Here is a 24,152-nt window from a genome sequence, read left to right as displayed (position 1 = left end):
CTTGCACTGGGGCACATAACGATCACAGGGATTCCAGCCATTGCAGCAGCTCGGAATTGGATCGCCATACTGGCTTTCGGTGGGACTCCGCCGGAGAATCCCAAATAGGCTCACAGGTGCGGAGCGCGTCCACTTTCATTCGGAGGGTGATCTCGGCGTATCGGTTGGTGGTCTCCAAACTGACGTGTCCAAGCCAGGCGCGGATGACGTTGACCTCGACACCTGCTTCAAGCAAATGCACGGCCGTCGTGTGGCGTAAGACATGGGGTGAGATGTGCCGCACTGTGCCATCTGCGCTTTTCTTCACCACCTTGACGGTATGACGCCGCACGATCTTGTAGATACCAAATCTGGTCAGCGGCGCACTGTTGCGGGCTAGGAAGACAGCGTCATTGGAGTGGCGTCGTTGCCGATTTTGCTCCAGTAAGTCCTGCATCAGACCCGCCGTTCGCGTCCACAAAGGACAGGTACGCCATTTGTCACCTTTACCATGCAGCCGTACTCGGGGCTCAGAACCGAGTTCCAGGTGCGTTGCGCGCAGATCCGCTACCTCCTGTACGCGTGCTCCGGTGTTATAAAGGAAGCGAAGCAAGGCTTGGTCGCGCAGAGCCTGAGGGTGGTCGGTGGGCAAGGCAGCGAACAGAGCATTAATCTCGTCGCGTTCGAGATACAGAGTCTCGCCCGGTTGCCAGCGTTTGACGGGAATGGAAGCAATTTGCTGTGCTTCCCCGAGCACGCAGGGCTCACGGCCGGCAAGATACTCGAAGAAGGTATGCAGCGCCGCCAGGCGCTGGTTTCGGGTTCTAACCCCATTACCACGTTCCTGTTCAAGGTGTTGCAAAAAATGGCGCACTCGCTCGCCAGTGAGATCAGCCAGTTCCAAGCGGGTGATCCGGCAATGCTTATCCTTTGCAGCGAATTGCAAGAACAGGCGCAGGCTCTCCTTATAACTTCGGATACTGGCCGGGCGCAGCCCCCGTTGGCATTTAAGGTGATCCTCTACGAAGGCAAAGACGAGACGCCCCAATTGATCCGTCATGATAGCTCCTCCTCTCTGCGGGGATCGGCGAATCGCTCGAACCGTTGGCTCGCCTCCCGGAGCAGTGCTTCGGTGATGGTCAGATACCAGGCAGTCGATGCCGGGTCGGCATGGCCCATGAAGGTTGATAGATGAAAGAGCCGTTGATTGGGATCCACGCCGGTGCGATACCAGCGGAGCAGAGTTGCGACCGCGAAGGAATGGCGCAGGCAGTGCAGATGAGGTTGGCGTACGCCAGGTGGCACGTACGGATCCATCTTCAGTATCAAGTGGTGAAATGTCTGACTGACCGTCTCAATACGCATTGGCTTGCGCTCTGGGAAAAAGCTGAAAGAAAATACCGGATCATCCGGCTGCCATGGCCCATACCGATCAACGCCAAACTGTAGATAGACAGCGATCTGTTGCGCCATGCGCGGGCCAAAGGGGACCAAACGCGTCTTGCCAAACTTGCTCTTGTCGATCACCAGAAGGCTGCGCTGGCAATCGACGTCGCGATACCGAAGATGCACAATCTCGCCGACACGCAGGCCCAAACCGTACATCAGCGAGAAGATTGTTCGGTAGACCATGCCACGACAGGGTGCCCGGGAATTGTCCGGAAGCTGTGACGCCAACGTCAGGATGTCTTCCACCTGAGCCGGTTCGAACAGGAAGGGTTTAAGCTGGGAAGTCACCGGCTGAGGGTGAGCACGAACCGGAGAATGCGCTAGCCGCTCCTGGGCCACCTGCCAGGCAAAAAAGCAGCGGAGCACCCCCAAGAGGTGGTTATAGCTGCGTGGGCGAGTGCGTGGCCGCGAAGCGAGAAAGGCCTCAATCAACGCCGGTTGCACTAACGCCGCATCACTCACCCGTTCCTCGACCAAAAAGCGATCGAATAATTGCAAGGCGAGCTCTTCAGTATCAAATTTTCGGCCCAGCGCGCGCTTGTAACTCAAGTAAGCCGAAAAATCCTTGCCCAGTACGCTGTGGAAGGAGGCGGTCATGGCAGCACCTCCTCGTGGCCCAGCGCCACCATGCGCAGGGTTTCCACGTCCACCTTGGTATAGATGCGGGTGGAACTTGGCGATGCATGACCAACGTAATCGCCGATGACCTTGAAGTTGAACTCGGCATCGACCAATCGCTGTACGCAAGTGTGGCGCAAGGTGTGCGAACCTGGGCGACGGACATTAATACCCGCTTTGCGCAGGTAGTGCGTCGCGCGGCTGGACACAGTAACCGCCGTCACAGGTCGGACGGGCGCCAGAACCCGGAAAAACAGCCTTCGCTCCTCGACGTGTGGGCGTGCATTTTTTAAGTAGTCGAGAATAGCTTCGCCTACCACTGAAGAGAGAGGGTACGCAGTGGTGTGTCCCGCCTTGCGCTGCGGCACCAACAGGCGTTCTCTCTTCCAGTCAATATTCTCCAGTGTCAATCCGGCCACCTCATGGCCGCGCAGTCCATACGTGACGAGCAAAAGTAGAATGGCATAGTCGCGCTTGCCCAGAGCACTGCGCCGATCAACAACATCTAGCATGCGCCGGACGTCGTCCCAGGAGATCGAACGCGGGAGATCGGCCAGCTGATACCGACGCGGGGACTCTACGGTAGCGCCGAGATCGCGATTGATCAGCTGCTCGCGGTACAGGTAGCGCAGGAAGACTCGCAAGGAGCTGCACAGCCCCGTCATAGAATGCGGGCTCAATCGGCGACCGCTCTCCACCACAAATGCACTGAGTATGGCTGGAGTGAGCTCGGACAAATGCAGCAGGTTGATTCGCGCCAGGTAGGCTTCCAGGTTATGCAGATAATGGCCATAGTGCCGGAGAGACAGCTCGCGCAGGCCCCGTTCTTCACGCAGATAAACAAAGAACCCCGGTGCCTGAACCAGGAAGGGATCTTGACTGGTCCGTCTCCGACCTGTTCCGCGGAAATCGGGCAACATCAGGGACAGCAATTGCTCGATCGGTGTACGAGCATCATTAGCCACCCATCGCTTTGCCTGGTATGCGTTCTTGGCGTGAACCTTTACCCAGTGCTTTACATAAGGCTCGACATGAGTCGGAAGCTCGCTCCACTGCGTGGCACCATGATCGCGAGCAAACTCGCCAAACTGCCTCAGGAGTGGGACTCGCCGCAAGATTACCCTGGGCCTGTATCCGTGCCCGGCTAACCACGCAACGTACTGCTCAATCGGTTCCGCGATCCAGGAAGCGCGGATCGCATCGATGGTATCGGGCTTAACGAAGTAATGTTCTAACATGACAATCTCCTTTCTGGATGTAGGAAAGGAAATCATGCGCCCAAACGGCATCTGTCGTTATGTGTCCTTTTACACGGGATCCTCCCTATGGATTCAAGGTCTTCCAAAGTGAACGGAACATAATGGGATAGGGAACATAATCCGGATTATGTGTCCCGGCACATAATCCGGAACCACCAGTTCCGGCACGCCGCCCAGGAACTCGAAGGCCCGGATATGGGAGCCGATCCAGTCTGGCAGCGACTGGCTCCAGGTGGCCTCGGCATAGGTGTAGTTGGACGCGCCCATAACGGCCACAAAGACTTGCGCCTCGTGGATTTCTCCAGTGGTGCGATCAATAATGGGCACGGTCTGGCCCGCATAGTCCACGAACAGCTTCTCACCGGCCCGATGGTCCTGGCGCATCACCAGATCCAGCTTGCCCCGCCAGGCCCGGTAGTGCTCGCAGAACCAGCTGTACTGATAGCCATCGGGGTTGGCTTGCCGATATTCCTGCCAGAGCAGGAACAGTGTGACGTTCTTGCCCCGGAGCTCATCGTGGATCCGCTGCCAGTCCGGAATGCCTCGGGCCTGTGCCGGCAGATCCGGTGGTGGCGGGAACAGCCGTTGCTCCAGTTGGGCCTCGTCCAAGTCCGCTGGCAACGGCCAGCTCAAACCGGCCTCAGCTGTGCGGCGCAGGTATTCGCTCACGGTCGGGCGGCTGACGCCGCAGGCCGCCGCAACCTGACGATTGCTCAGCCCTCGCTCCCACTTGAGGCGAAGGACTTCTTTGATTTTACGCATGGATAACCTCTTCGCTGGCATCTGGCCCTCTCCGGATGAAAAGGAGCAGAGTACCGTTAGTTATCCCGCGCCGGACGTTTTGATGGGGAAATCAGGCAGCCTGCCAGGGTGGCAGCTTTGCCGTGGAATCAGTGGCAGCTTTCGCGTGGAATGGGTGGCAGGCTTCGTCTGGAATCAGTGGCAACCTTGGTCTGGAATACGCAATCCCACGCGGCAATTGACGCTCACGACAGATTTTGCCGATCTGGCGACCGGCATTGGCGCCTGGTTGCTGCTTGCAGGCCTTGTTGTTATGGCCATCGGGCGCACTCAGCTGGGATACCGATACGAGACATGGCGCCTGTTGCACGGGCTCGGCGCGCTTCTGATCGCGGTGCTTCTGTGGCTCCATACCGTGTCTGCCGGGCGTTACGGATCGCAGCCGGTGATGACGTGGGTTTGGCTGGCCATGACCGGCGTGGCGGTTGGGTCGTTGCTGATGGTTTACCTGGTGGTTCCCTGGCTGCAGAAGTCGCGTCCCTGGCGTGTGACGTCCGTCGCCCGGGCCGGCTGTGATGATGGATGTTGTTGAAGATCACCTGATCCAGCGGGGCACACCCGCTCACCGGATTCTCTCGGAGCGTTTCAGCTATGACTAATCCAGTCCAGCGGTTGACTCAGCGGCGGCGGCTTTCTTTGGTCATCTGGGGGCTGAATATCACCTTGGTCCTGGCCCTGCTGGTTTTTGTGTTGCGCTAATAGGCATCGCGACATCCGGCAGAGAGTGGCCTCTGGAAAACCGGGACAGATTTATTTTCGAGATAAGATCGGGACAGATTTATTCTATCTGCTGGCAACCAGTAATCAGATAGTTTGGAAGTCATAGGTGCGCCTCAGGATCCATCCTTTGGTGCAAGACCCGAAGAATGATAATGGACTGATTGTGTGCATCCTTTTCCATCTTAAGATAAAACTGATGGGGTGAAGCTTTGCCTTCCCTTGCAAGCGGATAGGTAGCGATTCCGGACCGAATGTCAGACCTAATCAGGTATCCCGTTTCTCCCTGATGGCGTGCTCCGCACGCTCTGAAAGGTAAGTAGCGAACTGGTCAGCAGTGAATGTTCTGGTTCTGCCAGCCTCCAGGTCTGTCTGGCCCGCATCGATGGCGGCTCTTAGCTCATTCATTTTCGTGGCGTAGCGGGACTCGGCTTCCTCAACCATTCTCAGGCCGGCTCGAAGTACCTCGCTCGCATTTTGATAACGGCCCGAGGCAACCAGGTGATCGACTACCTGGGATTGATGGTTAGTGAGTACGATGTTTCTCGTTGCCATTGGAGTGATCCTGTCGGAAATGCATTGGCATAATCTGCCAATCTGTGAATTTCCTGTCTAGGAGATAAGGTGACTCTGGTGGTTAAGTTACGATGAAAAGCGGTTCGCTATGGTCTAAAAAATGGGTTCGCCCGTGGCTTTGACGGCATAGAACAAGCAATCGCTCTTCGCAACCACCGGGTTGGTGGTGATCATGCAGGTCTTGATGGCCTGGGCGGGGTAGATTCGCCCATCCTTGATTTGAAGCTGTCAGCAACGTTCCAGTCCGCTTTCTCCAGCGATAGCACGTCTGGCTGTGAGGCATACCGAACAAGCCCTTCGTACGCCAGTTGGTGCGCGAGATCATCCTGAGCCCCGCCACACTCGATGGTCACGGTGGGGACCTCCTGCTCGGAATATTCCATCAGTGCCCCCAGGCGAAGGTCCGTCATGATCAGCCGGTCGGTAAAGAGCGATGCCAGCGCTTGATGGGCCGCGTCGTTGGTGATGGTCACGCCCGCCGGGCACTTGGCGTAGCGATAACCGCCATCGGATCTTCTTCGGACATCAATGGCAGGATGGTGGGATACAAGGATGCCGAGGCTGCAAACAGCTCCCAGGCGCTGCGTGCCCAGCCGTTGCCGTAATAAACCCTTGGCGGGTGTTTCCAGGTTCTGTGGTTGGGCGAGCGGCTGTCGACGGATTGTTTGAACAGGGCGATACGGGTTTCGTCCCAGAGTTGGTGGCCCCTTCCATGGTGACGTCGTCTGCTTCCAGGTTGGTGACGTCATTGCCACCGATATGGATCCTGAACCCTGGCGGCTATTTCTGTGTTGATCGGTTGAACACGCAGGTCCGGGTTTACGATGTAGAACTCGACCTCGGCGCCAATGGAAGATTCTCCCTCACCAAAGCCGGGCCGGTCCAGGAGGCGGGTGAGTGCGGTGAGGTCCGTTCGCACCTTGGCCGCAAACCGGTCAAATTCTTCCTCTGTAAATTCCGATTTTTCTATCGACAGTCCCATAGCAGCTGTGTCTCTAGCACTGGCTTACTTTGATAGTAGCGGAAATGAGGTGTGGAAGCCGGGACAGATTTATTTTCGCAGTTTCCCTGATAGTTCAGTCGTGATTTTGAGTACTACCTGACAAACCTTCAGGGGTGGAAGGCTGGCATAAGTGAACCTATTTAGGTACGCTTGGGTTGCGCCAAGGAAGGGGTTGTATGACAAGGAAAACAGTTAACGTCGTATTTTACAGAACAGCCAATGGTCGAGAGCCGGTCAAAGAGTGGTTGCTGAAGCTTGATAAGGAGGATCGCTCAGTGATCGGAACTGATCTGAAGACTGTGGAATATGGATGGCCACTGGGTATGCCCTTGGTAAGGGGGGGCTCCGGCAAGGCCAATGCAGACTTGTGGGAAGTCCGCAGTGACCTCTCGAACGGTCGGATTGCACGAGTCATATTCACAATGTTTTGTGGGGACATGGTGTTGCTAAATGGTTTCATCAAAAAGACTCAGAAAACACCAGATCAAGAGTTGGCAAAGGCGAGAGATCGAAAGAAGAATCTTGTCTGAATGGGAGCAAGAAAATGACACAGCATAAACACGTTGGCAGCTCTCTCGATGATCTACTTGAAGCTGACGGCACACTTGAGCAAGTAGAGGCTGAGGCGCTGAAGCGGGTGATCGTCTGGCAGATTCAGCAGGCGATGGGGCAAACGGGTGTGAATAAGTCTCAGCTTGCCCAGAAAATGCATACCAGCCGAACGGTGGTTAACCGCCTTCTTGATGAGAAGGATACTGGTGTAACTATCACAACGCTTGTGAAAGCGGGGCGGGCTTTGGGGATGACCTGGACATTGCAGGCCGGGGAGGATAACGGATCTCCTCGCGCGGCTTGAGTGGAGGCCTCACCCCTTCTCAACGATTATCCTGACTCAGGGTTAGAACGCCCGATTGCTGGGAAAAGTTAAGCTGCCCAAGCACGCTCATGCCCAGCAACACCATGTCTGGGTCCATGGCGGGGTTGATGGTGCCGGGTACATTGTAGAATGTCATGTCGCCCAGGCGGAGTTCCTGAATGGTCGTGCTCCACACATTGACTGCACCAGCGGCGGTATGTGCACGGCCGGATTGGCCCTTTCTAAGGCCTGCTTTTTGGGCGAGGGATTCTGAGACTGCCACGGTTGTGGCACCGGTATCCAGGATGAAGGTGACACGCTGGTTGTTGATGGTGCCGTTTGCCAAATAATGGCCCTGGCGGTTGGCCTGCAGTTCAATTTCTGTGACGCTGCCGCGAGTGTGGCTGACCAGTTGCTGGTTAGGGTTGTTTTGTTGGGAGTCCCAACTGCCGAAAAAATGCGTGACAGCGGCGAGCAATACAACCCAGAACACTGCGAAGTACAGGAGGTATCGGATTTCGGGTTTAATGATGCCAGGTTTGCTCATCCTGTTCCTTGTTGTGGGGCATGGGCAGGTTGTTCCAATACTACCTTGACCACGCGGTCGAGCGCCTGCATTGGTTCACCCATCATGCCGATGCTCTGTCATCTTCAACAGCTTCCAGCTTCACCCGAAATCCGCAGGCCTCGGCGTATTTGCTTAGTGTTCCCCAACTCGGATTGCTTCGGCCGCGTTCTAGTCTGGATATGTTGCTTTTGTTCGTTCCGAGTTTCTTCGCAACGTCCTCCTGGGTGAGGCCCGCTTTGGTTCTCATCGTAATCAGCTGATCGATCAGGCTGAATTCGTCTTGAAGTGAATCGTATTCCCGGCGTATCTCAGGATTTTCCAGTGCCTTTTGCTTAAACTGTTTGAAATTCATGATTTTTTGACCTCCTTCAATCGCTCGTTGGCGAGCTCCAGGTCTTTCTTCGGTATTTTGTGCCCCTTCTTTACAAAGACGTGCAGGATGATGATTCGCTTACCCTGCATGTAGCAGAAGATGCCTCTACCTATTCCTTCCTTGGCTTTTGCGCGGATCTCAAATAGCTCGCCACTTGATTTCCGGCCATTTGACCCGATTAATTCAACCATCTAATCAATCAGAGGTCGACCTATCATGACTGACATCCGACACCTCGTATGCCCCCATTGCCACAAAACCAACCGCGTACCGGCCGAGAAGCTTTCGGCCGGTGGCAACTGCGGCGCGTGCAAACAAGCTCTCTGGCCAGACCAGGTGCTGGATCTTACGGAGCAGTCGTTTGCGGCACACACCGGGCGCAGCGATGTGCCGGTACTGGTGGATTTCTGGGCCAGTTGGTGTGGCCCCTGCAAAGCCATGGCGCCACAGTTCGAGCAGGCGGCGAAAACCTGGCAGGGTAAAGTGCGCTTTGCCAAGCTGAACACCGAACAGTCACAGGGGCCTGCCGGGCAGTTTGGCATTCGCAGCATACCCACAATGATCCTGTTCCAGAACGGCCGGGAAGTGGCTCGTCAGAGCGGTGCCATGAATCAGGCGCAGATCAGCCAGTGGCTTCAATCGAGCGGTATTCGGTAGCTCCGGGAAGCCGGGACAGATCTGTTTTCTGGTGAATTAGCGGCATTTCCACTCTCAATAAGAACGTACCCGAACCCGACATGTTTAAACCCAGTTGTTACAGCTGCCGAAAAAAGTTTGAGCCATCTGCGTTGCGGGTTTCTTACTCTAAGAATTACTGTGAGAGCTGCGGCGTTGGGTTGTTTGGTGAGGAATACTTCAGCTTCCCGCCAAAGCCTGCTCCAACTATCCGGAGGAACCTGGCGGTTCATGGTGCAGTGTTGCTTCTTGCCGGTGCTTTCTTTTTGTTTTGGCTGTCTGTGAGCGTTGTTGAGTTTTTCTAAACATTTGCTGAATCGATCAGCGCGGCAATTTCCTGGTCAATGTCCTCGTGTTTCACCAGCTGATCAAACCACTGGTTGGCCACGTTATCACTGGTCAGCCCCAGCAGAGCCCCAATAATCATAACCCGATGCACGTTATCGCCGCCCAGGTTGGTGTTCACCCGCAGTGCAAGCCATGGATCGTGACGGTATTTGTAGGCGAGGTACAGTACCAGCGGCCAGGAATCTGAGATGTAACATGCGGGCGAGTACATCCGGCCAACTACCTGGTTTTCTGGCAGATTTCGTTTCAACAGGGCGGCAACATCCAGTCCCCGCGCACCTTTGGCGGCGTCTTCAAGGAGTGCTTTTATGCCGTCTTCGCCTGGCCCTTCCATCAGGCCGCACAATAAGGTTACGTAGCGGTCGCACACTTGCATCAGGCCTTCATCCGGGTGGGTGAGCGTCAAGTTTTCCCGGCAAAGGGCTTGAAGATAGGGAATGCTCGTACCCCGCAGGCGTTCCGAAAATACCAGCGGTGCGATGGTTATCAGGCCGCCAACCGAGGGGGGTGTCGTGGGTGACCATGCCGCATTTTTCTGGCGGAAGGCCTTTCTCAAGGTTGGCAAAGAATCCGCGATGGTAGGATTCGGCATAGGTGTCTGGGTGGCGGGGAGGATCGGCGGTCATAAAACCGATGTAGGCCTTGAGGAAGGTTTGTGAGCGATAGTGCCCGTTATCTTCCGCGAGGCAGCGCATGAGCACGCGGCTGCAAAGATAATGGGTGGTCAGGCATCGTCGATCGCCCGCACACAGCGGTGGAACAGCTCCGCTGAGTAGAACGGGTGTTCGCCTGGCCGCAGCGCCAAAAACAGCTGGCCACCGGATTCGCGGATTCCGCCTTCGATCATCAGGTTATCGCTCATCTCGAAATCCTCAATGGTATGGCCCAGTTCGTCCTGGCAGGTTGCACCTGCCCGTTGCTGATAAAACCGGCTGTCCAGGGTAAACCCGAACGCGGGCTTGCCCTGGCCGATCATGTAACCCACCTCGAACACAGTACCCGGATCGGCGCTAATACCGCGAAACGGTGTGAGGTTGGCAATGATGGCGTCGCAGCTGTCCATCAGTTCGCGGTTGGCCTGGTATATCCGGTGGCCACGCTCGTGTTTTACCTCCTCATCCGAAAACTCGAGCGCTGTGTCCAGCGGGTCGACGCCCTCGAATCCGGCGTCCCGGAGCAGGCGTTTTTTCTCAGCCACGATGGCCTGGTGTTCTTCCTCCGGGAAGAACACCTCTGGGCCGGCTAGGTAGATGCGTTTTGGTTTTGCCACGTTAATGAGGTCTCTCATTTGAGTGCAGGCCACGGCCCTGAGCATAGTGTGGGAATCTTGTGCCGGAAGGCCAACGGATTCAAACTTATACACCTATCAAACGGTATCTGTCTGTACCAACTTTTGGGTTGGGTCTTCGTGAGTCTTTGTTTACCATATGGCGTGCGGTGCCAGTGACGGCCCCTGAAATCGATGGATGACTCTTCAAGGAAGGAGCAAAGGAATGAGCAAGAAAGTTGTGTTGCTGGGTGACTTGGGTACAGATCATGAAGGATTTCCACCCACCCCGGTTATTGCCGGCTCCCCCGATGTACTGATCGACGGCAAACCTGTTGCCCGCGTGGGTGATCCTCTCGCCCCGCACTCCAAACCCAAACACCCTCCCCACCCGCGAGCCATCGCTGCAGGTTCGGCAACTGTGCTCATTAACGGTATTCCTGCGGCGGTAACTGGCAGCGCGATTTCCTGCGGGGGCGTCACGATTGGCAGTGGTAGCGTTGTAATTGGTGATACCTTCACGCCCACGCCGTTTTCGGGTATCTCACCGGCGCCGTCAGAGTCAGCCCAGCAGTCGGTCTCTCCGTCTAATCACTCCGGTAGCACTATTCCGGAGTCACGAGGTGCCAGTGATGCGGGTAAAGGCGCGAGCAACGCTTCGGCAGGTGGGCCGGCTGCATCCAGTATGGCGGCATCAACTCCAATCTCATCCCCAACAAAGAATCAGTCTCAGGCTGCGGTAGAGCCGGGTTACCATGTCGTTCAGACGCCGATAAGCAAGACGGAGCTATTGAGCGCTTTGTACGGAGACGCCTCGGCAAAGCCAGATCATTTTGATCGTTTGAATCCAGGCCTGGGCGGACAGCTGATGCCCGGTGAGATGATTGTGCTGGGTGATCCAGAGGGCATGGAATGCACTCAAAAAGAAATCGAGTTGATGGAGGTGGCGGCGCAGATGAATGCCCAGGTTAGGTCACTGGAGCAGGATGAAGCGCAGTTTCTTGTCAAATACTACGATTTATTGGAGGCCATCACCTCGACAGGTTCTGCGGGTCTGGGTGCAGGCGCCGTGATGGTTTCCAAGCAGATTGGCAGCATTGAGTCGACTTTGAAGAACATCGAACGGCTTCATCAGGACAGTTACCGGAGGCATGGGCACCTCAACCACCCGGAGTTTTTCGAGAAGCGGCGAGCGCTTTTCAAAGAGCTGGATTTTGCTCTGGGAAGTGTGGCCCGCAAGGGGATGTCACTGGATGATGATGCAAAACTAAAGCGGGCGTTGGGATTGTCATCTAAGAGCATTGTGCATAATTGGAAGACGGCTGGGGTTGGCGGTATACCTGGGTATGCAACGCATTATGAGCGAGTGGCTCGGGGGGCAAAATATGCCAGGAACGTGGGTTATTTGGGCATAACGCTAGACGCGTCAATGTCAGCTTTAAAGATCAGTGAGGCATGCACCGTAGGGGATAATAAACAGTGTCAGGTCGTTGCTTACCGGGAAGGGGGTAAGTTCACGGGCTCTCTGGCTGGAGGAAGTCTTGTTGGGTTAGCCTCAGCTGCTACCTGTACAGCTTTCGCAGTCACGACTGCAGGCATCGGTGGCGTGGCCTGTGCAGTTATCGTTGGTGGCCTCGGCGCTGCCGCTGGCGGGGTTGGGGGTGGAATATTAGGGGAAGGCGCCGGTGAAATCTTGAGAGAGGCTATTCATGAGTGAGGAGCTGTTGACGTCAATGGCGGAAGTTACAATAGTTGCGTCATTGGTAGTTGGCGTCATTCTGATGTTTTTGATGGTCACACTATTTTTTCGTAAAACCGAGGAAGTCGAGCGGCGAATCGCAACGCCCGGTAAGAAACTGGATGAGGTCCGTATAATCTGGAGGAATGGACCTCTAGGTCGATGGATGAGGGTTGGGCATGTATACGCGTTCTTTGCATTTCGGAACCTTCCGCGAATAGGGCCCCGCATCGAATCCAGAATGGGTGACGAGAAGGAGCCCTTGCCTCTTTCGTTGAAACTCTGGGTAATCTTGCCTTTCACCGTATATGCGATTCTTATGTTTCTGTTTTTCTTTTCAGGTTGGTATCTAGGAATGTTTAATTAGTGAGTGTAAGAACTCACCGCAGCTTCTTTTACCCTTTGTGGTTCGGCTCACTGGAGAGGGGCGCCCAGTTAACCCCAGACCCTTTGAATGTCATTCCTAAAGGCGATTGCTCAACTTTGAACATTGCGATGAACGGGCCATCTGGCAATCGATACCAGAAATCTCTGGGCACGCAGATTTGGAAATACATTCGGTCCAGTTGATCGTTCTCAAGTTGATAGCTGCACGAGTGGCGACCACCGCCACGGTATTTTGTGACTTGGTATGCTACCGTTAAGGTCTCGCTACTCAGCATCGTCCAGATGCGCGGGATCGTGTAACCGAAGGATAAGTGGCACATCATCCAGAGCAACAAGGGGCAACCTATGAAGGTGAGGCACTTTTTGCTAAGGCCAAACGAATGCCATTGGGGATCCGGAGTGATCTTTCCTGTATGAAGCAGGTACCTTGCCCAGAGCGATACCAAGAAGGTGATAAATGCCGATAGGTACAGCGCAATCTTGGCAACCTCTAAATCGGGACAGAAATTTTTAGGGCCGAAGATCTGAGGTACCGAGAGGATGACCATTGGCAGCAGAATGGCGCACAGGACTTTTTGGTGCCGATTCATGCTGGATTTTAGGCCAGTTCTTTTCATACATAATCCCTTACAGTCAGGCCGCGTAGTCCTTACGCAAGCGGGGGGTATCGTACCAAATGCTTGTGCGTAGCACAGCATACCTTTGGCAGAGAGAGCTAACCCCCAAAACAAAAAATGCTCAAGGAGGAGCAAAGTGCTTATCAAATATTTCCTGGGCCACAAAAAGGCGCTCACCCTATGTGGCGGGTGCCTGGTGATTGCCCTGACGCTATACCCGATGTTCTATCGCACCTGGGCTTTTGGTTCCGATGCCTGGGGGCTGACAGTTATAGCGCTTCTTGACCCCGAAGAAGTGCCCTGGAGCCCCTCGGACTTTAATAGCCTGGCGATCCGGCCTGCAGTGGCCTACTGGCTTCTCACCAATTCCGACTGGCCCTATGAACGCTGCGGTAAAGCGATGACGGCGATGGGTGGCTGTTTGCAACCTTTGGTCAATTTCGTGGGCGCCTCGTTGGATAGGCACGATGCTGAGTCCATCATGACGCGCCGTGGCTATGCGTTACTTCGACACTTTGCCGCAAGGGGTGAGCCGTTGAACGGCTATCACAACGGGCTGGCACCAGTGCATGAGGCCGTGCTATACGCCGATGTGGGTTATCTCCGCGCCCTTCTGGAGTTGGGGGCGGATCCAAGCCTGCCGATTGATAGTCCGGGGAAGGACTATCATGGCTTTAACGCTTTTGAGTTTGCAGCGTTTTTGGAATCCCGGAACCAGGAAATATATCAGACTATCCGGGCTGAGCTTGAAGCTAATAGGCGCCCGCAGAGGTAGGTCGGCTGGTTGACCCGCTATGGTGTAGCCATGCCACCTGTGTGAATGCTTTCTGATACACTCAAAAGTAAACCACTCAGGCGAACATCATGGTCCCTAACGCAGTCAAACATCCCGATACCGAGAAGCTCCGCGAGTTAATGGCCAGGTTTCCTCAAATCCGGGTTGCCGCTCTCTTTGGCTCCATGGCCCGAGGAACAGCCCGGCCAGACAGCGATATTGATGTCGCGGTTCAGGCTGACAAAGAACTGAGTGCAGATGAGCACATTGCCATAACCGAAGCCATTGCTCTGGCCTTCAATCGCTCCGTTGACTTGGTGGACCTGCGCACAGCCGGCCAGCCTTTACTTGACCAGATTGTGAGAACTGGCATACAGGTGATGGGTACACGCCACCAATGGGGTGATCTGATTTATCGAAACATCATGGAGAATGAAGACTTTGTCCCTTACCAGAAACGCATACTCGAAGGTCGGCGCAACGCATGGATGAACAACTCGTAGCACAGAAGCTGGAATCCCTCAGGCGCTGCATTCAGCGCGTGGAGTCACGTCTGCCTGAGGATCTGGATACTTTGCTGGTTGACTTGGATGCGCAAGATATTATTTCGCTGAACCTGACCCGTGCGGTGCAAATGTGTGTTGATATCGCATCACACTGGCTTGCGGAACACGCTGAAACCACTGCGCCGAAAACCATGGGGCAGGCGTTCGAAGCACTGGCGCAGTCCGGCATCATCGATACCGAGCTGGCGGCTCGCATGCGGAAGTCTGTCGGATTCCGGAATGTAATGGTTCACAATTATGACGATGTGAACTGGGAGATTGTCTACGCCATCTGCAGTAAACACCTTGGTGATTTTCGGGCTTTTGCCAGAGTGTTTTCGGATTTAATCGCGAAGTAGAGGGTTAGTCGAAACACATTTGGGGAGCTTTATGGGTTTGGCATATCCATATGATGCAGGCGCTGGGTATCGTGGTGATCTTGGGCTGATTGTGGTTGCGATTGGGGCTGGTGGGCGGTATTTGTAGGCTCTGGTGTGAATTCCGGTGAATCCACTCCATGCAGGTAATCCTATGGCGCCAAAGCACATAGTAGAATACCTCCGTGACAACTTGGGCCAGAGCTTTCTGGCTTCTCCTTTTCGGGCTCCGTTGAGGGCCTGGGCGCTTGTGCCGGTGTTTGCCGTTATCGCGGTCTCCGTCGGTTTCGGTGCCGGCTTGTTTCAATTCGGTTGGCTGGATTCGCCGATCACTCCGGTGCTACCCATCCTGTTGTTTGTTTTCCCGTCTCTGCTTGAAGAAGTCTTCTTCAGGGGCGTACTGATACCGCGAAATGTATTGTCCTCAGGGCCTGGAAAGGCTGCTTGGAGTGTGGCAATCAGCACGCTGGTTTTCGTCGCGTGGCATCCCTTCAATGCGCTGTTGTTTAATCCGACGGCTATTTCTCTTTTCCTGGCCCCGTGGTTTCTGGTTATCGTGTGCGCTTTGGGTGTTACTTGTGGCTGGGCCTACGTCGTTTCCCGCTCTATTTGGGTTCCGGTGATCATTCACTGGGCTGCGGTAACGGTTTGGGTGCTTTTTCTTGGGGGCAGGAATCTGATGCTGGAGTTGTGACTGCCTCTTTAAGACCTGTAGTAACCCCTTAATACCCGCCATGACTCCACCGCTGCTAATGTTTCCTGACCTGGCAATACAAACACAAGGAGACAGCCATGAGCGGGAAGAAGATTCTGATGATTACCGGTGATTTCACCGAAGACTACGAAACCATGGTGCCGTTCCAGGCACTGCAGGCCGTTGGCCATGCGGTTCATGCTGTCTGCCCGGACAAGAAGGCAGGCGACACGGTCGCCACGGCGATTCACGATTTTGAGGGTGACCAGACCTACACCGAAAAGCCCGGCCACCGGTTTGCCCTGAATGCGGATTTTGACGGACTGAATCCGGCAGATTACGACGCGCTGGTGGTGCCCGGCGGCCGTGCTCCGGAATACCTGCGGCTCAACAAGGAGGTGCAGAGTCTGGTTCGCCATTTCTTCGAAACCAATAAGCCGGTGGCGGCAATCTGCCACGGTGCTCAGTTGCTGGCGGCAGCAGGGGTTCTGGAGGGTCGCAAATGTTCGGCTTATCCGGCCTGCCAACCGGAAGTGGAGCTGGCGGGCGGTACCTTCGCCGCTATCGAGGTTGATCAGGCGGTCACCGATGCTAATCTGGTAACAGCACCTGCGTGGCCTGCTCATCCGGCCTGGCTTGCGCAGTTTTTCAAATTGCTGGATCAGTAACGTAGCAGGAGCCAGTTCGCTGGCTCCTCAGCACCGTCAAGCGCCATCAACCATTTTCGGGGAGGCTGTTATGTGCAAGCTCTTTATCAACGCCGATTCGGAGCTTTGGGTTAGCCGCACCCACTCCCTGCGAATTGACGGCATGGTCACCAGTGTGCGGATGGAAAACGCCTTTTGGCAGGTGCTGTCGGAGCTGGCTGAGCGCGATGGCATGAATCTGCCGCAGATGATCACCCGGCTTTATCATGAGTCCATTGATGCTGGCCATGACCTTGGCAATTTCACATCCTTTCTCCGGGTCTGCGCGCTGCGCTACCTTGAGCTGCAACTGAGTGGTGACGTGCCGAGGGATACCCGGGTGCCAATCGCTTCGCTGGATGCAGACCGTATTCTTGCTGGTAAGCGCGGTAAATCGGCAACACCGAAAGTCGTGAGTAAGGCAAGCCACTAGGTGCGAGACACCGCCGCTTCCCTATTCGCGGATACAGCCCCTGATCCTCAGTCTGTCGGTTGTTTACCGGTCGCATGCACTGGAACAAACACCAGCATCTCGTTGTTTGCCGGCATTGCATAATCTTCCCGCAGTACCAACCCCACCGCCTTGGCCAGCGCAGACAAATCCTCGATATCGCGGATGCCCATGTGCTGCGCCTGAGATCTGAGTGACTGGTCAAACGCCTGATTGCTTTCACTGGTGAATTCACCCTGGTGCCTGAACGGCCCATAGAGGCAAAACGCGCCGTCATCAGGCAGGCTTGCACCGATGCCCTGGAACATTTGTTCCACTTCTGTCCACGCCATGATGTGGGCAGTGTTGGCGGAGAACGCCCATCGGAATTCCCGCGTGGGCCATGGGCTGTTGGCCACGTCCAGCTTTCGCATGGGGAGAATGTTTGGCAGGGCAGCCTGTTCCAGCCGGGCAACCGCCAGGTGTGCGGCCGAGGGGTGGTCCGTTGGCTGCCACTGTATGTGGGGCAGGGCTGCTGCGAAATGCACGGCATGCTGGCCGGTGCCGGTGCCTATTTCCAGCACGGTGCCCGGAGCATTGAAGACCTCGCGCAGTCTTTCCAGTATGGGGCCCTTGTTGTTTTCGCAGGCTTGGGAAAAGGGCAGTTGGTTGGTCATCAATGCGTTTCTCCTATTTCAGAACGGCTGGCCAGTTAGCATCCGCCTCGCGCATGAGGTGGTCGGTGTTTGCCAGCCAAGACGTTTGTACCGATTGGTTGTAGTTCAGAAACAACCGTCCGTCCCTTATGCTCCAATGCTGTGGATCGCCTTTGGCGAGGTAGCCCTGGCTGACAGCCCAGGCACAATAGCCGCCGTAGGCCGGTGCGAATTTTTCAGGGTTAGCGTTGAACTGTGCAAGATTCTCCGCATTGGCAAAACGCCAGGTCGCACCCTGGTACTCTGCAGTGTAACGGGGCGAGCCTTTGACCGGTTTGCCCTGCGTGAAATAGCCCACGGTGTCGTACCCACCGGCACCAGTATTGCTCAACAGGCCAGTGTAAACCGGCGGTTCAGCAGCCCAGGCCATGCTGGCCAGGAGCCAGAAGGTAGCAATCAGTGTGATGTGTCTGTTCATGTCGGGTTCTCCCTGGTAGTCAGGTGTACGATAAACCTGACAACCGAACCTCCGATTTGTTACGCAATAAAAGCCTTGGTCAAAACGCCCAAGTGTTGCCTTAGGGTGTCTGAAAACTCCAGTTGGAACACGGTCAGCGGTTCTTTTTGCATGGCCTTGCGGGCTGGCCCCGGTGGGTGGCACATGTGCCAACTGCCGATCAGCGCCTGCTGGCATTGCATCAGGTACCGCAGGCAGGCGGCTTCTTGCTGGCCGGTAGCTGCCCCGATAATCGTGCTGATGCGGCGGGTTTGAGCCAGAAGGAAGAGCTTGAACTCCCGGGCTTCGTCTTCGCTCAGGCCGGTTTCCAGGGCAATGTGCAGGATTGCGGTCAGGCCGCAGAATACGGGATGAGCCAGAATGTGATCAACAAACCGCTCTGGGAAACCTGCCGGGCCGGAGGCTTCCACTTCTGACACCCAGTCCGACATGGCTCGGCGGTACACCGCAATGAATAGCAGCTCCTTGCTGCGGAAATAACGGTACAGGGCGGCTTTGGTGACCCCGGTTTCCCGGGCCACGTCTGCCAGCGTGACGCCATGGAACCGATGCTCCAGGAACAGGTCTTCCGCCGCATTGAGTATCTGTTGTTCCCGCAGCGCCTTATCCGACTCGGAGCGGGCGCGCTGTTTACCACCGCATAGTCTGTACTTCAAAACCACCTCAAGTCACTCGCTTGTTGGCCGCGTTCAGGCTTGTAGCCAGCCGGCCAGGCGCCGTGTTACGGCCCGGGGCGAGAGTTTACCAGACCATACCATCAGCAGGTTACGCAGCCCGGGAATCACGATGGCTTTTCGGCGCTGGGCAAGGGACTTTTTGACTACCGCTTCAGCCGTCATGGTGCCGGCTTTGAACAGTTTGGTGTTGGTCATGTGGGCTTCCAGGGCAAATTCCGACTCCGTGGCACCCGGGCACAGCGTACTGACGGCAACGCCTGCGCCCTTTAGCTCCTCATGCAGTGCCTCGGAGAAGGACAGAACGAAGGCCTTGGTGGCGTAATAGATGGCCATATTGGGCCCGGCCTGAAACGCCGCCAGAGACGCTACGTTAATCACAAAGCTGCCTGGCTGCTTGCGCAGCGCCGGCAGCAACTGCCAGGTGAGTGAGACAAGGGAGGTAACGTTTACCTGGATCATAGCCAGTTGCCGTTCAAGCCCCAGGTCAGTAAAAGCACCACGGTCGCCAAACCCGGCGTTGTTGATCAGGCCGGTGAGCGCCCAGCCGCCATCGTTCAGTTGCTGGGCCAGTGCATCGGCGCCTGCCTGGTCTGCCAGATCAGCTTTCAGAACAATAGCGTCTATCCCGTGTTGTTGCTTCAACTCGTTGGCCAGAGTGTTGAGACGTTCTTCCCGGCGGGCGACGAGAATCAGGTTCTGTTTTTCAGATGCCAGTGCCCGGGCGAAACACTCACCAATTCCGGCGCTGGCGCCGGTGATAATCACGTATGACATGCTCTTCTCCATTTAAGTGAACTAGGGTTATTTAATATACGCTGGCGCTTTCGTCATGTAAATAACCTATGGTTACTTATGTTTTGGAGCCAATTCGGGGAACCGGAGTCTTCCGTGCTGCTTTGCTGGGGAATCTGTCCTAGTCTGGTGACAGGGCATCCTCGTATTTGCTCAACAGGTTGATGTAAAACCTGAGTGATTGCTTCGACACTATCGCGACGGGAGGATTAATCATGCCTCAGCTTCGTTTCATCTTTCTGCTGAGTACTGCAGTGTTTGCTGTATTTCTGGCCACCTCGACAGCTCAGGCGCATCACGGTTGGGCCTGGGCCACAGATGAGGAATTCGAAATCACTGGTGTTATCCAATCGGTGCGCCTCGGGAATCCCCATGGCGAGGTGACGATACGCGCGGATGGTGAGGATTGGGTGGTGGAAGTGGGTCAGCCTTGGCGTAATGAACGGGTTGGACTGACCAGGGAAATGTTGAGCGAGGGGCGGGAGATTACCGTGCATGGTCACCGTTCGGCCCGGGAGGGGGAACGGTTAGTGAAGGCCGAGCGCGTTGTAATCGACGTTCAGGACTTCAATCTTTACCCTGGCCGTGCTTCCTGAGCCCGGGGATGATTGAACCAGCGTTGAGTTTTACCCAGGAGTTGGCGTTGGTCTCGGCCCTGCGCAATTCCACGCTCATGTACCCGTTGGTAAACGCCGGGCACATTCTCGGGGTTGCAATGCTGGTTGGGGGTATTGTGCCCCTGGATCTGCGTTTGCTGGGGCTTTGGCGCAGGTACCCCGTGTCAGTTTTCATTGCTGTGCTACGAATTACATCGGCGATGGGGCTGGTGCTGGCAATCGTTTGCGGGCTACTTTTATTCGCCACGGCAGCCGTGGACTACGCGGGTTCGTCGTTGTTCCAGGCCAAGATCACGCTGGTGGTGTTGGGCGTATCGAATGCTTTGGTACTGGGTAAGGTATTGAAGCGCCGGGATGTGGAGAATCTGCCTCTGATGGCGAAAATGCCTTTTTCTGTGAGAGTGGGGGCGGCGTTGTCTTTGTTTGTATGGATTAGTGCGCTGACTCTTGGGAGGTTATTGGGGTATTTTTGAATCGATTTTGCGTGAAGAAGTGGAGAATGCCTCTGGTGATTTGCCACAAGCACATCGGGCCTGTCAGCGCGTTCGACCAACCATTATGCTTTTCCACTCTAGCTACACTGATAAGTTCTCCTTCAGCATCGTCAGATGCTGCCTGAGGTGATCGGAGATATTGTCCATGCCTAACAGGAGTTCTATGGTCTCCAAGCGCCTCTCGTTGTCTAAACAATCCTCCACGTTTTTAACGTAATTCAAGCAATTGGTGGCGGCATCAATCAACCTGTCAAACCCCTCTCTGTTGTATATCACCTGAGCCGCCTCGGTTATTAGCATGTCGAGTTTGAAGGCTAGCTGAAGATCAATCGCTTGTTCTGGCGGGATGCTGGTGATGGTGTCAGCAATCCAACGAAATCCGATTGATGACGGTGGCCTTTTGGCGAGCTCGCTTCGGATGTCGGAGTATGACGTTCTCATTAGTTCTTGTGCCCTGAGGACTCCTGCCCCGAATTTTTCGGTTTCGTAGTCGGGAAACTCTGTAGCTGCCGAGCTCGATAATGCGTGATAGATGGCTTCGGCCTTCCTCCAGGGCTGATCTGAAATATCGTTTTTCATTGCCGGGTATTCCTGCTGCAACCAAAGTGAGGCAGCCGCAGCTACCTGTGGCGTTGCGTTGGATGTCCCGGCGCCTTGAAGGCTGATAGAAATGCGGTCCTGATGCTGTGCATAGGACGTTGTTATATTTGGAGAGTAAGCGCTAATCATATTATCGGCCATTATCGAGTTGGGGCCGTAATTTCCCCTCAATACCCAGGGGGCAATGTGGTCTTCCCAGCTGAAAAGTAAGAACTGGCTCCAGAACGAGGGCGAGTCGGCATAACTTGTTTCATCATGGGTGGCAGCGGCAACGCCCATGACACGTGAATATCTGGCAGGAAATACAACCGTCTTTGGTGAAGAAATGTTGAGAATTGGCAGGCGATAATGATTGCCGGCGGCGGCAAATATAGCGACGCCTTTGTCGTAAGCATCGTTAACCACATTGCGTTGAGAAATTGACGGAAAGCCCCCTGCACTAATGGAAATGATGTCGACACCGTTTTCAGTGGCGCACCAAATAGCTTCAGTCATCTCTTTTGGTCTGATGTGTATGACAGATTTGCCGATTCGATATTCACGGATTGCGGCGTAGGGGTTGCCTCCAATTATCAGGGCCTCGTTGGAATGTTCATACTCGTTCAGGTTAGAGCCACCTAAAACGGACAGTGTGCGTGCCCCGTGGCTGGGTTGTTCACCGGGGGATTGACCAGAGCCATTGCCCGTAATTGTGCAACCGCTTTGACCAGTGAAGTCTGATGAATGCTCTTCCTGAAAATACGCGGGAAGTAGCGGGTCAAAAGGGTTGTACCCAGTATCGAGGTGAGCAATTTGAACGCGGTTCATGTTATCAACGATATCTGCAATACGTTTCTGGGCTGAAAATAGCTGAGTTTTATCGTCTTCCATATGCCATGCAGGCGTGCTACCCCCTGGCCAAATCTTTTTTCGATCTTGAACAATATCGTAATTGGATCTTGGCACGTGCTCGTTGGTGGTTTCACCCTCGATACTTTTATGCCAAGCGGTTATGAAAGCGTTCTCATGATGGAAATCTGGTTCAGCAATAATAAATACTGGGTTTTCCTGATTGAAGCTCTTCGTGTTCGCCAGAAGTACGCTGTGAGCAATATCCCACGGCGACCTGACCTCCTTTTTGTCTTCATGCGCAAGCTCCACTTCGTTAATAAGCGAATCGACTGATTCCGAGCTTACAGTTTTCCATAGTATTCTATGTTGAGGTTTCAACGTCTTTATGGATGCCGGCTCAGTAATGATCTGACTTGGAAACGTATAGGTCGTTCGGATTTCGTTAACATCACTGTCACCAAGAGCCTCCTTGAAAAACCGACTATTTTTTAGGGTATCCAAGTCTTTTTCAGTATATAGGCCTATAGAGTAGGTCTTGACCGCATTCGTGTTGGTTGAGGTCGTATCTGAAGTGGTGGGAAGTCTGAGTACTCGTGAATCGTAGCTCACGGTCTGGCATGCTCCCAAAAAGGCTGTCAACAGAATGAGCGTGAGCTTAGGCATTTCCCCTCCATGGCGTGCACGGGGCAATCGTTGCGTGGATTGCTGGGCTAACTGCAGTAATTGGTGATTGTTTAATTATTAAACGTAGGCGGGATTTCGATAATAGGCAAAGTTAGAGGGGGGCGGCTCGGCGTGGCTTGAGGGCGGCCAAACAGTTTCCTAATGATCGGGAGGCTCTGGTGAATACCTAGATCACGTTACGAAATGGGAGGTTTGAAACGCCCGACCAGCTTCACCAGGTGTTCCCTTCGTTGGACAACTCTGGCCCGACCACCGTGGTCAGAACAGCTGTTATCATCATAATTGCCAAACCTACGGTCATTTCTGTAATTATGGATAGCTGAAGCCGCCTCGTATATCCCGCCCGTGCCAGCCGGGGGACAATATAGAGTTTGTTGATGGCGCCGAGTGCTAATAACAGCGATACCAAGGCAAGCTTGGCCAGCAACAGCCAGCCGTAAGCGCTGTTGACCAGCCCCGAAAGGGGCTGAACCAGCAGCAGAATCATGAGTCCCCCACAGATTACTAGCGCGCCAACAAAGGCCACGGCCGTCTGGCCAAAACGCTGCATGCTGGCCTGCAGACGATCGATCTGATGATCGTTGCTAACCCGCCACAGTGGATAGAGTGCCCCCAGCCACAGGGAGATCCCCGATAGGTGAATGACCAGCATCACGATGCCACGGCTGTCGTCGTGTAAGTGTCCGGTCTGCGTAAAGGCAAACAACAGGCTGGCCGCGCCGGCCACGATCAAGGCGTAGCGCAGGTAGCCGGCCCCTTGCCTGAGCAGGAATACGCCTGCGAGGGCGAGAATAAAGCCCAGCAGGCGAGCTCGGGTGCTGTCTCCCACATTGGTTTCCCAGATAATGCTCGCGATGTCGGGGTCGAGGGCACCGGCGATACCCTCCCCAAAAGCAGCACCTGTGTGCACCGGAAAACTGGCAGCCGTAGCTGCCAGTCCCGCCAGTCCCGCCACAAGCATATAGCGCTGTATTGGCCGCTCTATGCCGTGAGGTTTAAGCAGCCACAGGCAGAACAGGCCGCCAATAATCCCTGCGGTGCCGAGATAGATCAGTACCTTGGTGGCGACGGTCAGGAGGGTCCAGATGTCCATGGCGGTCAGTGGTGACCCTCATGTGCATCCTGGTCCGAGGCTGAGCCTTGATGGCTTTCATGGGCCTCAGCGCTCTCTCCAAGGTGAAAGCTGAAGCTGCCGGTCATGGTGTGGCCATCGTCGGCCATGGCGCGCCATTCCACTTCATAGTGCCCTTCTTGAAGTGTTGGCAGGTCAATCCGGTAATCGGTTTTGGATTCGCGGCTGGGCCGGAAATCCACTCGTACCCGGTCGCCGTCGCCATCGGTCAGGTTTACGCGCATCAGTCGTACAGTGTCGCCAAAACGGAGTTCCAGGTGTTCTGGGGACGTTTGCACGTGCTCGTCGCTTGCGGGTGACGAATACACCACATCCGTGTGGGCGTTGGCCAGGCTGGCGCTGGTGAGGGCGAAAAACATCATTAGCAGGGGCAGAAGCAGGTGTCTAGTCATGGCTCTTTCTCCGGTGTTAGAA

Annotated in this window: 32 protein-coding genes and 1 pseudogene; 13 read left to right on the top strand and 20 right to left on the bottom strand. The window is 55.1% G+C overall.

The window, feature by feature from the left end:
- Positions 1 to 22 precede the first annotated feature (22 nt).
- From ASQ50_RS06220 to istA, 4 genes and pseudogenes are all read right to left on the bottom strand, one after another.
- Complete coding sequence (locus ASQ50_RS06220) at positions 23 to 1,039, bottom strand: tyrosine-type recombinase/integrase (RefSeq protein ID WP_058092803.1); 1,017 nt, start codon at positions 1,037 to 1,039, stop codon at positions 23 to 25.
- Positions 1,036 to 2,025, bottom strand: coding sequence for a tyrosine-type recombinase/integrase (locus ASQ50_RS06215; RefSeq protein WP_058092802.1), 990 nt, complete (start codon positions 2,023 to 2,025; stop codon positions 1,036 to 1,038). Before ASQ50_RS06215 ends, ASQ50_RS06220 begins: the two co-directional genes overlap by 4 nt.
- Entirely contained in the window at positions 2,022 to 3,284 is a 1,263-nt protein-coding gene (locus tag ASQ50_RS06210; protein WP_068351350.1) for a site-specific integrase, read from the bottom strand. Before ASQ50_RS06210 ends, ASQ50_RS06215 begins: the two co-directional genes overlap by 4 nt.
- Before the next feature lie 165 nt (positions 3,285 to 3,449).
- Positions 3,450 to 4,088, bottom strand: a pseudogene (gene istA, locus ASQ50_RS06205) (IS21 family transposase); the annotation flags it as partial.
- Here istA and ASQ50_RS21175 point away from each other — a divergent pair.
- Positions 4,066 to 4,638: a hypothetical protein gene (locus ASQ50_RS21175; protein ID WP_068351406.1), complete on the top strand. Its 573-nt coding sequence runs from the start codon at positions 4,066 to 4,068 to the stop codon at positions 4,636 to 4,638. The pseudogene istA and the gene ASQ50_RS21175 overlap by 23 nt on opposite strands.
- A 452-nt stretch (positions 4,639 to 5,090) precedes the next feature.
- Here the strand turns inward: ASQ50_RS21175 and ASQ50_RS06195 are convergent, their stop codons facing one another.
- The 3 genes from ASQ50_RS06195 to ASQ50_RS21350 form a co-directional block, all read right to left on the bottom strand.
- Positions 5,091 to 5,378 (bottom strand): type II toxin-antitoxin system ParD family antitoxin, encoded by a 288-nt coding sequence (locus tag ASQ50_RS06195; RefSeq protein ID WP_058092284.1) that lies wholly within the window; start codon positions 5,376 to 5,378, stop codon positions 5,091 to 5,093.
- A gap of 191 nt (positions 5,379 to 5,569) precedes the next feature.
- Positions 5,570 to 6,148, bottom strand: a complete 579-nt coding sequence (locus ASQ50_RS21355) for a hypothetical protein (RefSeq protein ID WP_058092285.1) — start codon at positions 6,146 to 6,148, stop codon at positions 5,570 to 5,572.
- Positions 6,145 to 6,381 (bottom strand): hypothetical protein, encoded by a 237-nt coding sequence (locus ASQ50_RS21350; protein WP_058092286.1) that lies wholly within the window; start codon positions 6,379 to 6,381, stop codon positions 6,145 to 6,147. The genes ASQ50_RS21355 and ASQ50_RS21350 overlap by 4 nt, the downstream gene beginning before the upstream one ends.
- 197 nt (positions 6,382 to 6,578) lie before the next feature.
- Between ASQ50_RS21350 and ASQ50_RS06180 the strand changes: the two genes are divergently transcribed.
- Complete coding sequence (locus ASQ50_RS06180; protein WP_058092287.1) at positions 6,579 to 6,932, top strand: type II toxin-antitoxin system RelE/ParE family toxin; 354 nt, start codon at positions 6,579 to 6,581, stop codon at positions 6,930 to 6,932.
- 14 nt (positions 6,933 to 6,946) lie between these two features.
- Positions 6,947 to 7,258, top strand: a complete 312-nt coding sequence (locus ASQ50_RS06175) for a helix-turn-helix domain-containing protein (protein WP_058092288.1) — start codon at positions 6,947 to 6,949, stop codon at positions 7,256 to 7,258.
- A 19-nt stretch (positions 7,259 to 7,277) separates the two neighbouring features.
- On the opposite strand, the gene ASQ50_RS06170 is transcribed toward ASQ50_RS06175, so the two are convergent.
- The 3 genes from ASQ50_RS06170 to ASQ50_RS06160 form a co-directional block, all read right to left on the bottom strand.
- Positions 7,278 to 7,805 carry a TIGR02281 family clan AA aspartic protease gene (locus ASQ50_RS06170; protein WP_058092289.1) on the bottom strand — a complete coding sequence of 176 codons (528 nt, stop codon included), beginning with the start codon at positions 7,803 to 7,805 and terminating at the stop codon, positions 7,278 to 7,280.
- Between the two features lie 82 nt (positions 7,806 to 7,887).
- Positions 7,888 to 8,178, bottom strand: coding sequence for a helix-turn-helix domain-containing protein (locus tag ASQ50_RS06165; RefSeq protein WP_058092290.1), 291 nt, complete (start codon positions 8,176 to 8,178; stop codon positions 7,888 to 7,890).
- Entirely contained in the window at positions 8,175 to 8,390 is a 216-nt protein-coding gene (locus ASQ50_RS06160) for a type II toxin-antitoxin system RelE/ParE family toxin (RefSeq protein ID WP_058092291.1), read from the bottom strand. Before ASQ50_RS06160 ends, ASQ50_RS06165 begins: the two co-directional genes overlap by 4 nt.
- 25 nt (positions 8,391 to 8,415) lie before the next feature.
- On the opposite strand from ASQ50_RS06160, the gene trxC reads away from it, so the two are divergent.
- Positions 8,416 to 8,856: a thioredoxin TrxC gene (gene trxC, locus ASQ50_RS06155; RefSeq protein WP_058092292.1), complete on the top strand. Its 441-nt coding sequence runs from the start codon at positions 8,416 to 8,418 to the stop codon at positions 8,854 to 8,856.
- 319 nt (positions 8,857 to 9,175) lie between these two features.
- On the opposite strand, the gene ASQ50_RS06150 is transcribed toward trxC, so the two are convergent.
- Positions 9,176 to 9,814, bottom strand: coding sequence for an ADP-ribosylglycohydrolase family protein (locus ASQ50_RS06150; RefSeq protein WP_227513265.1), 639 nt, complete (start codon positions 9,812 to 9,814; stop codon positions 9,176 to 9,178).
- 132 nt (positions 9,815 to 9,946) lie between these two features.
- The gene (locus ASQ50_RS06140) at positions 9,947 to 10,492 is read right to left on the bottom strand and encodes a nucleoside 2-deoxyribosyltransferase (protein WP_058092319.1); all 546 of its coding nucleotides are present in this window, start codon (positions 10,490 to 10,492) and stop codon (positions 9,947 to 9,949) included.
- A 223-nt stretch (positions 10,493 to 10,715) separates the two neighbouring features.
- Here ASQ50_RS06140 and ASQ50_RS06135 point away from each other — a divergent pair, with 223 nt between their 5' ends.
- Complete coding sequence (locus ASQ50_RS06135; protein ID WP_058092295.1) at positions 10,716 to 12,206, top strand: type VI secretion system PAAR protein; 1,491 nt, start codon at positions 10,716 to 10,718, stop codon at positions 12,204 to 12,206.
- A gap of 416 nt (positions 12,207 to 12,622) precedes the next feature.
- Here ASQ50_RS06135 and ASQ50_RS06125 read toward each other — a convergent pair whose 3' ends face one another.
- A complete protein-coding gene (locus tag ASQ50_RS06125; protein ID WP_058092297.1) occupies positions 12,623 to 13,231 on the bottom strand; it encodes a hypothetical protein in 609 nt (202 codons plus the stop codon).
- Between the two features lie 136 nt (positions 13,232 to 13,367).
- Here ASQ50_RS06125 and ASQ50_RS06120 point away from each other — a divergent pair, with 136 nt between their 5' ends.
- From ASQ50_RS06120 to ASQ50_RS06095, 6 genes are all read left to right on the top strand, one after another.
- Positions 13,368 to 14,006 (top strand): hypothetical protein, encoded by a 639-nt coding sequence (locus ASQ50_RS06120; protein ID WP_058092298.1) that lies wholly within the window; start codon positions 13,368 to 13,370, stop codon positions 14,004 to 14,006.
- An 89-nt stretch (positions 14,007 to 14,095) separates the two neighbouring features.
- Positions 14,096 to 14,509, top strand: coding sequence for a type VII toxin-antitoxin system MntA family adenylyltransferase antitoxin (gene mntA, locus ASQ50_RS06115; protein ID WP_058092299.1), 414 nt, complete (start codon positions 14,096 to 14,098; stop codon positions 14,507 to 14,509).
- On the top strand, positions 14,491 to 14,910 hold the full coding sequence (gene hepT, locus ASQ50_RS06110; protein ID WP_058092300.1) for a type VII toxin-antitoxin system HepT family RNase toxin: 420 nt from the start codon (positions 14,491 to 14,493) through the stop codon (positions 14,908 to 14,910). The genes mntA and hepT overlap by 19 nt, the downstream gene beginning before the upstream one ends.
- Before the next feature lie 172 nt (positions 14,911 to 15,082).
- Positions 15,083 to 15,622: a type II CAAX prenyl endopeptidase Rce1 family protein gene (locus ASQ50_RS06105; protein WP_058092301.1), complete on the top strand. Its 540-nt coding sequence runs from the start codon at positions 15,083 to 15,085 to the stop codon at positions 15,620 to 15,622.
- Positions 15,623 to 15,720: 98 nt separating this feature from the next.
- The gene (locus ASQ50_RS06100) at positions 15,721 to 16,290 is read left to right on the top strand and encodes a DJ-1/PfpI family protein (RefSeq protein ID WP_058092302.1); all 570 of its coding nucleotides are present in this window, start codon (positions 15,721 to 15,723) and stop codon (positions 16,288 to 16,290) included.
- Positions 16,291 to 16,360: 70 nt separating this feature from the next.
- Positions 16,361 to 16,741, top strand: coding sequence for a ribbon-helix-helix domain-containing protein (locus tag ASQ50_RS06095; RefSeq protein WP_058092303.1), 381 nt, complete (start codon positions 16,361 to 16,363; stop codon positions 16,739 to 16,741).
- Between the two features lie 47 nt (positions 16,742 to 16,788).
- Here the strand turns inward: ASQ50_RS06095 and ASQ50_RS06090 are convergent, their stop codons facing one another.
- From ASQ50_RS06090 to ASQ50_RS06075, 4 genes are read right to left on the bottom strand one after another with little or no spacing between them, the layout of a single operon-like run.
- A complete protein-coding gene (locus tag ASQ50_RS06090) occupies positions 16,789 to 17,415 on the bottom strand; it encodes a DUF938 domain-containing protein (RefSeq protein WP_058092304.1) in 627 nt (208 codons plus the stop codon).
- Between the two features lie 13 nt (positions 17,416 to 17,428).
- Positions 17,429 to 17,872 (bottom strand): YHS domain-containing (seleno)protein, encoded by a 444-nt coding sequence (locus ASQ50_RS06085; protein WP_058092305.1) that lies wholly within the window; start codon positions 17,870 to 17,872, stop codon positions 17,429 to 17,431.
- 59 nt (positions 17,873 to 17,931) lie between these two features.
- A complete protein-coding gene (locus ASQ50_RS06080) occupies positions 17,932 to 18,573 on the bottom strand; it encodes a TetR family transcriptional regulator (protein WP_058092306.1) in 642 nt (213 codons plus the stop codon).
- Between the two features lie 27 nt (positions 18,574 to 18,600).
- Positions 18,601 to 19,362 (bottom strand): SDR family NAD(P)-dependent oxidoreductase, encoded by a 762-nt coding sequence (locus tag ASQ50_RS06075; RefSeq protein WP_058092307.1) that lies wholly within the window; start codon positions 19,360 to 19,362, stop codon positions 18,601 to 18,603.
- Between the two features lie 233 nt (positions 19,363 to 19,595).
- Here ASQ50_RS06075 and ASQ50_RS06070 point away from each other — a divergent pair, with 233 nt between their 5' ends.
- Both ASQ50_RS06070 and ASQ50_RS06065 read left to right on the top strand, forming a co-directional pair.
- Positions 19,596 to 19,976, top strand: a complete 381-nt coding sequence (locus ASQ50_RS06070; RefSeq protein WP_058092308.1) for a DUF6152 family protein — start codon at positions 19,596 to 19,598, stop codon at positions 19,974 to 19,976.
- A gap of 8 nt (positions 19,977 to 19,984) precedes the next feature.
- Positions 19,985 to 20,470 (top strand): hypothetical protein, encoded by a 486-nt coding sequence (locus tag ASQ50_RS06065; RefSeq protein WP_058092309.1) that lies wholly within the window; start codon positions 19,985 to 19,987, stop codon positions 20,468 to 20,470.
- A gap of 102 nt (positions 20,471 to 20,572) precedes the next feature.
- Here the strand turns inward: ASQ50_RS06065 and ASQ50_RS06060 are convergent, their stop codons facing one another.
- The 3 genes from ASQ50_RS06060 to ASQ50_RS06050 all read right to left on the bottom strand — a co-directional run bounded on the left by ASQ50_RS06060 (position 20,573) and on the right by ASQ50_RS06050 (position 24,130).
- Positions 20,573 to 22,585, bottom strand: a complete 2,013-nt coding sequence (locus tag ASQ50_RS06060) for a S8/S53 family peptidase (protein ID WP_058092310.1) — start codon at positions 22,583 to 22,585, stop codon at positions 20,573 to 20,575.
- 232 nt (positions 22,586 to 22,817) lie between these two features.
- Complete coding sequence (locus ASQ50_RS06055; protein ID WP_058092311.1) at positions 22,818 to 23,699, bottom strand: copper resistance D family protein; 882 nt, start codon at positions 23,697 to 23,699, stop codon at positions 22,818 to 22,820.
- Positions 23,700 to 23,704: 5 nt separating this feature from the next.
- A complete protein-coding gene (locus ASQ50_RS06050; protein ID WP_058092312.1) occupies positions 23,705 to 24,130 on the bottom strand; it encodes a copper resistance protein CopC in 426 nt (141 codons plus the stop codon).
- Positions 24,131 to 24,152 lie beyond the last annotated feature (22 nt).

Origin of the sequence: Marinobacter sp. LQ44 (assembly GCF_001447155.2) — a bacterium.
Lineage (GTDB): Bacteria > Pseudomonadota > Gammaproteobacteria > Pseudomonadales > Oleiphilaceae > Marinobacter.
The sequence above is the reverse complement of the archived record's forward strand: the minus strand, read 5'-3'. Positions and strand labels throughout refer to the sequence as shown.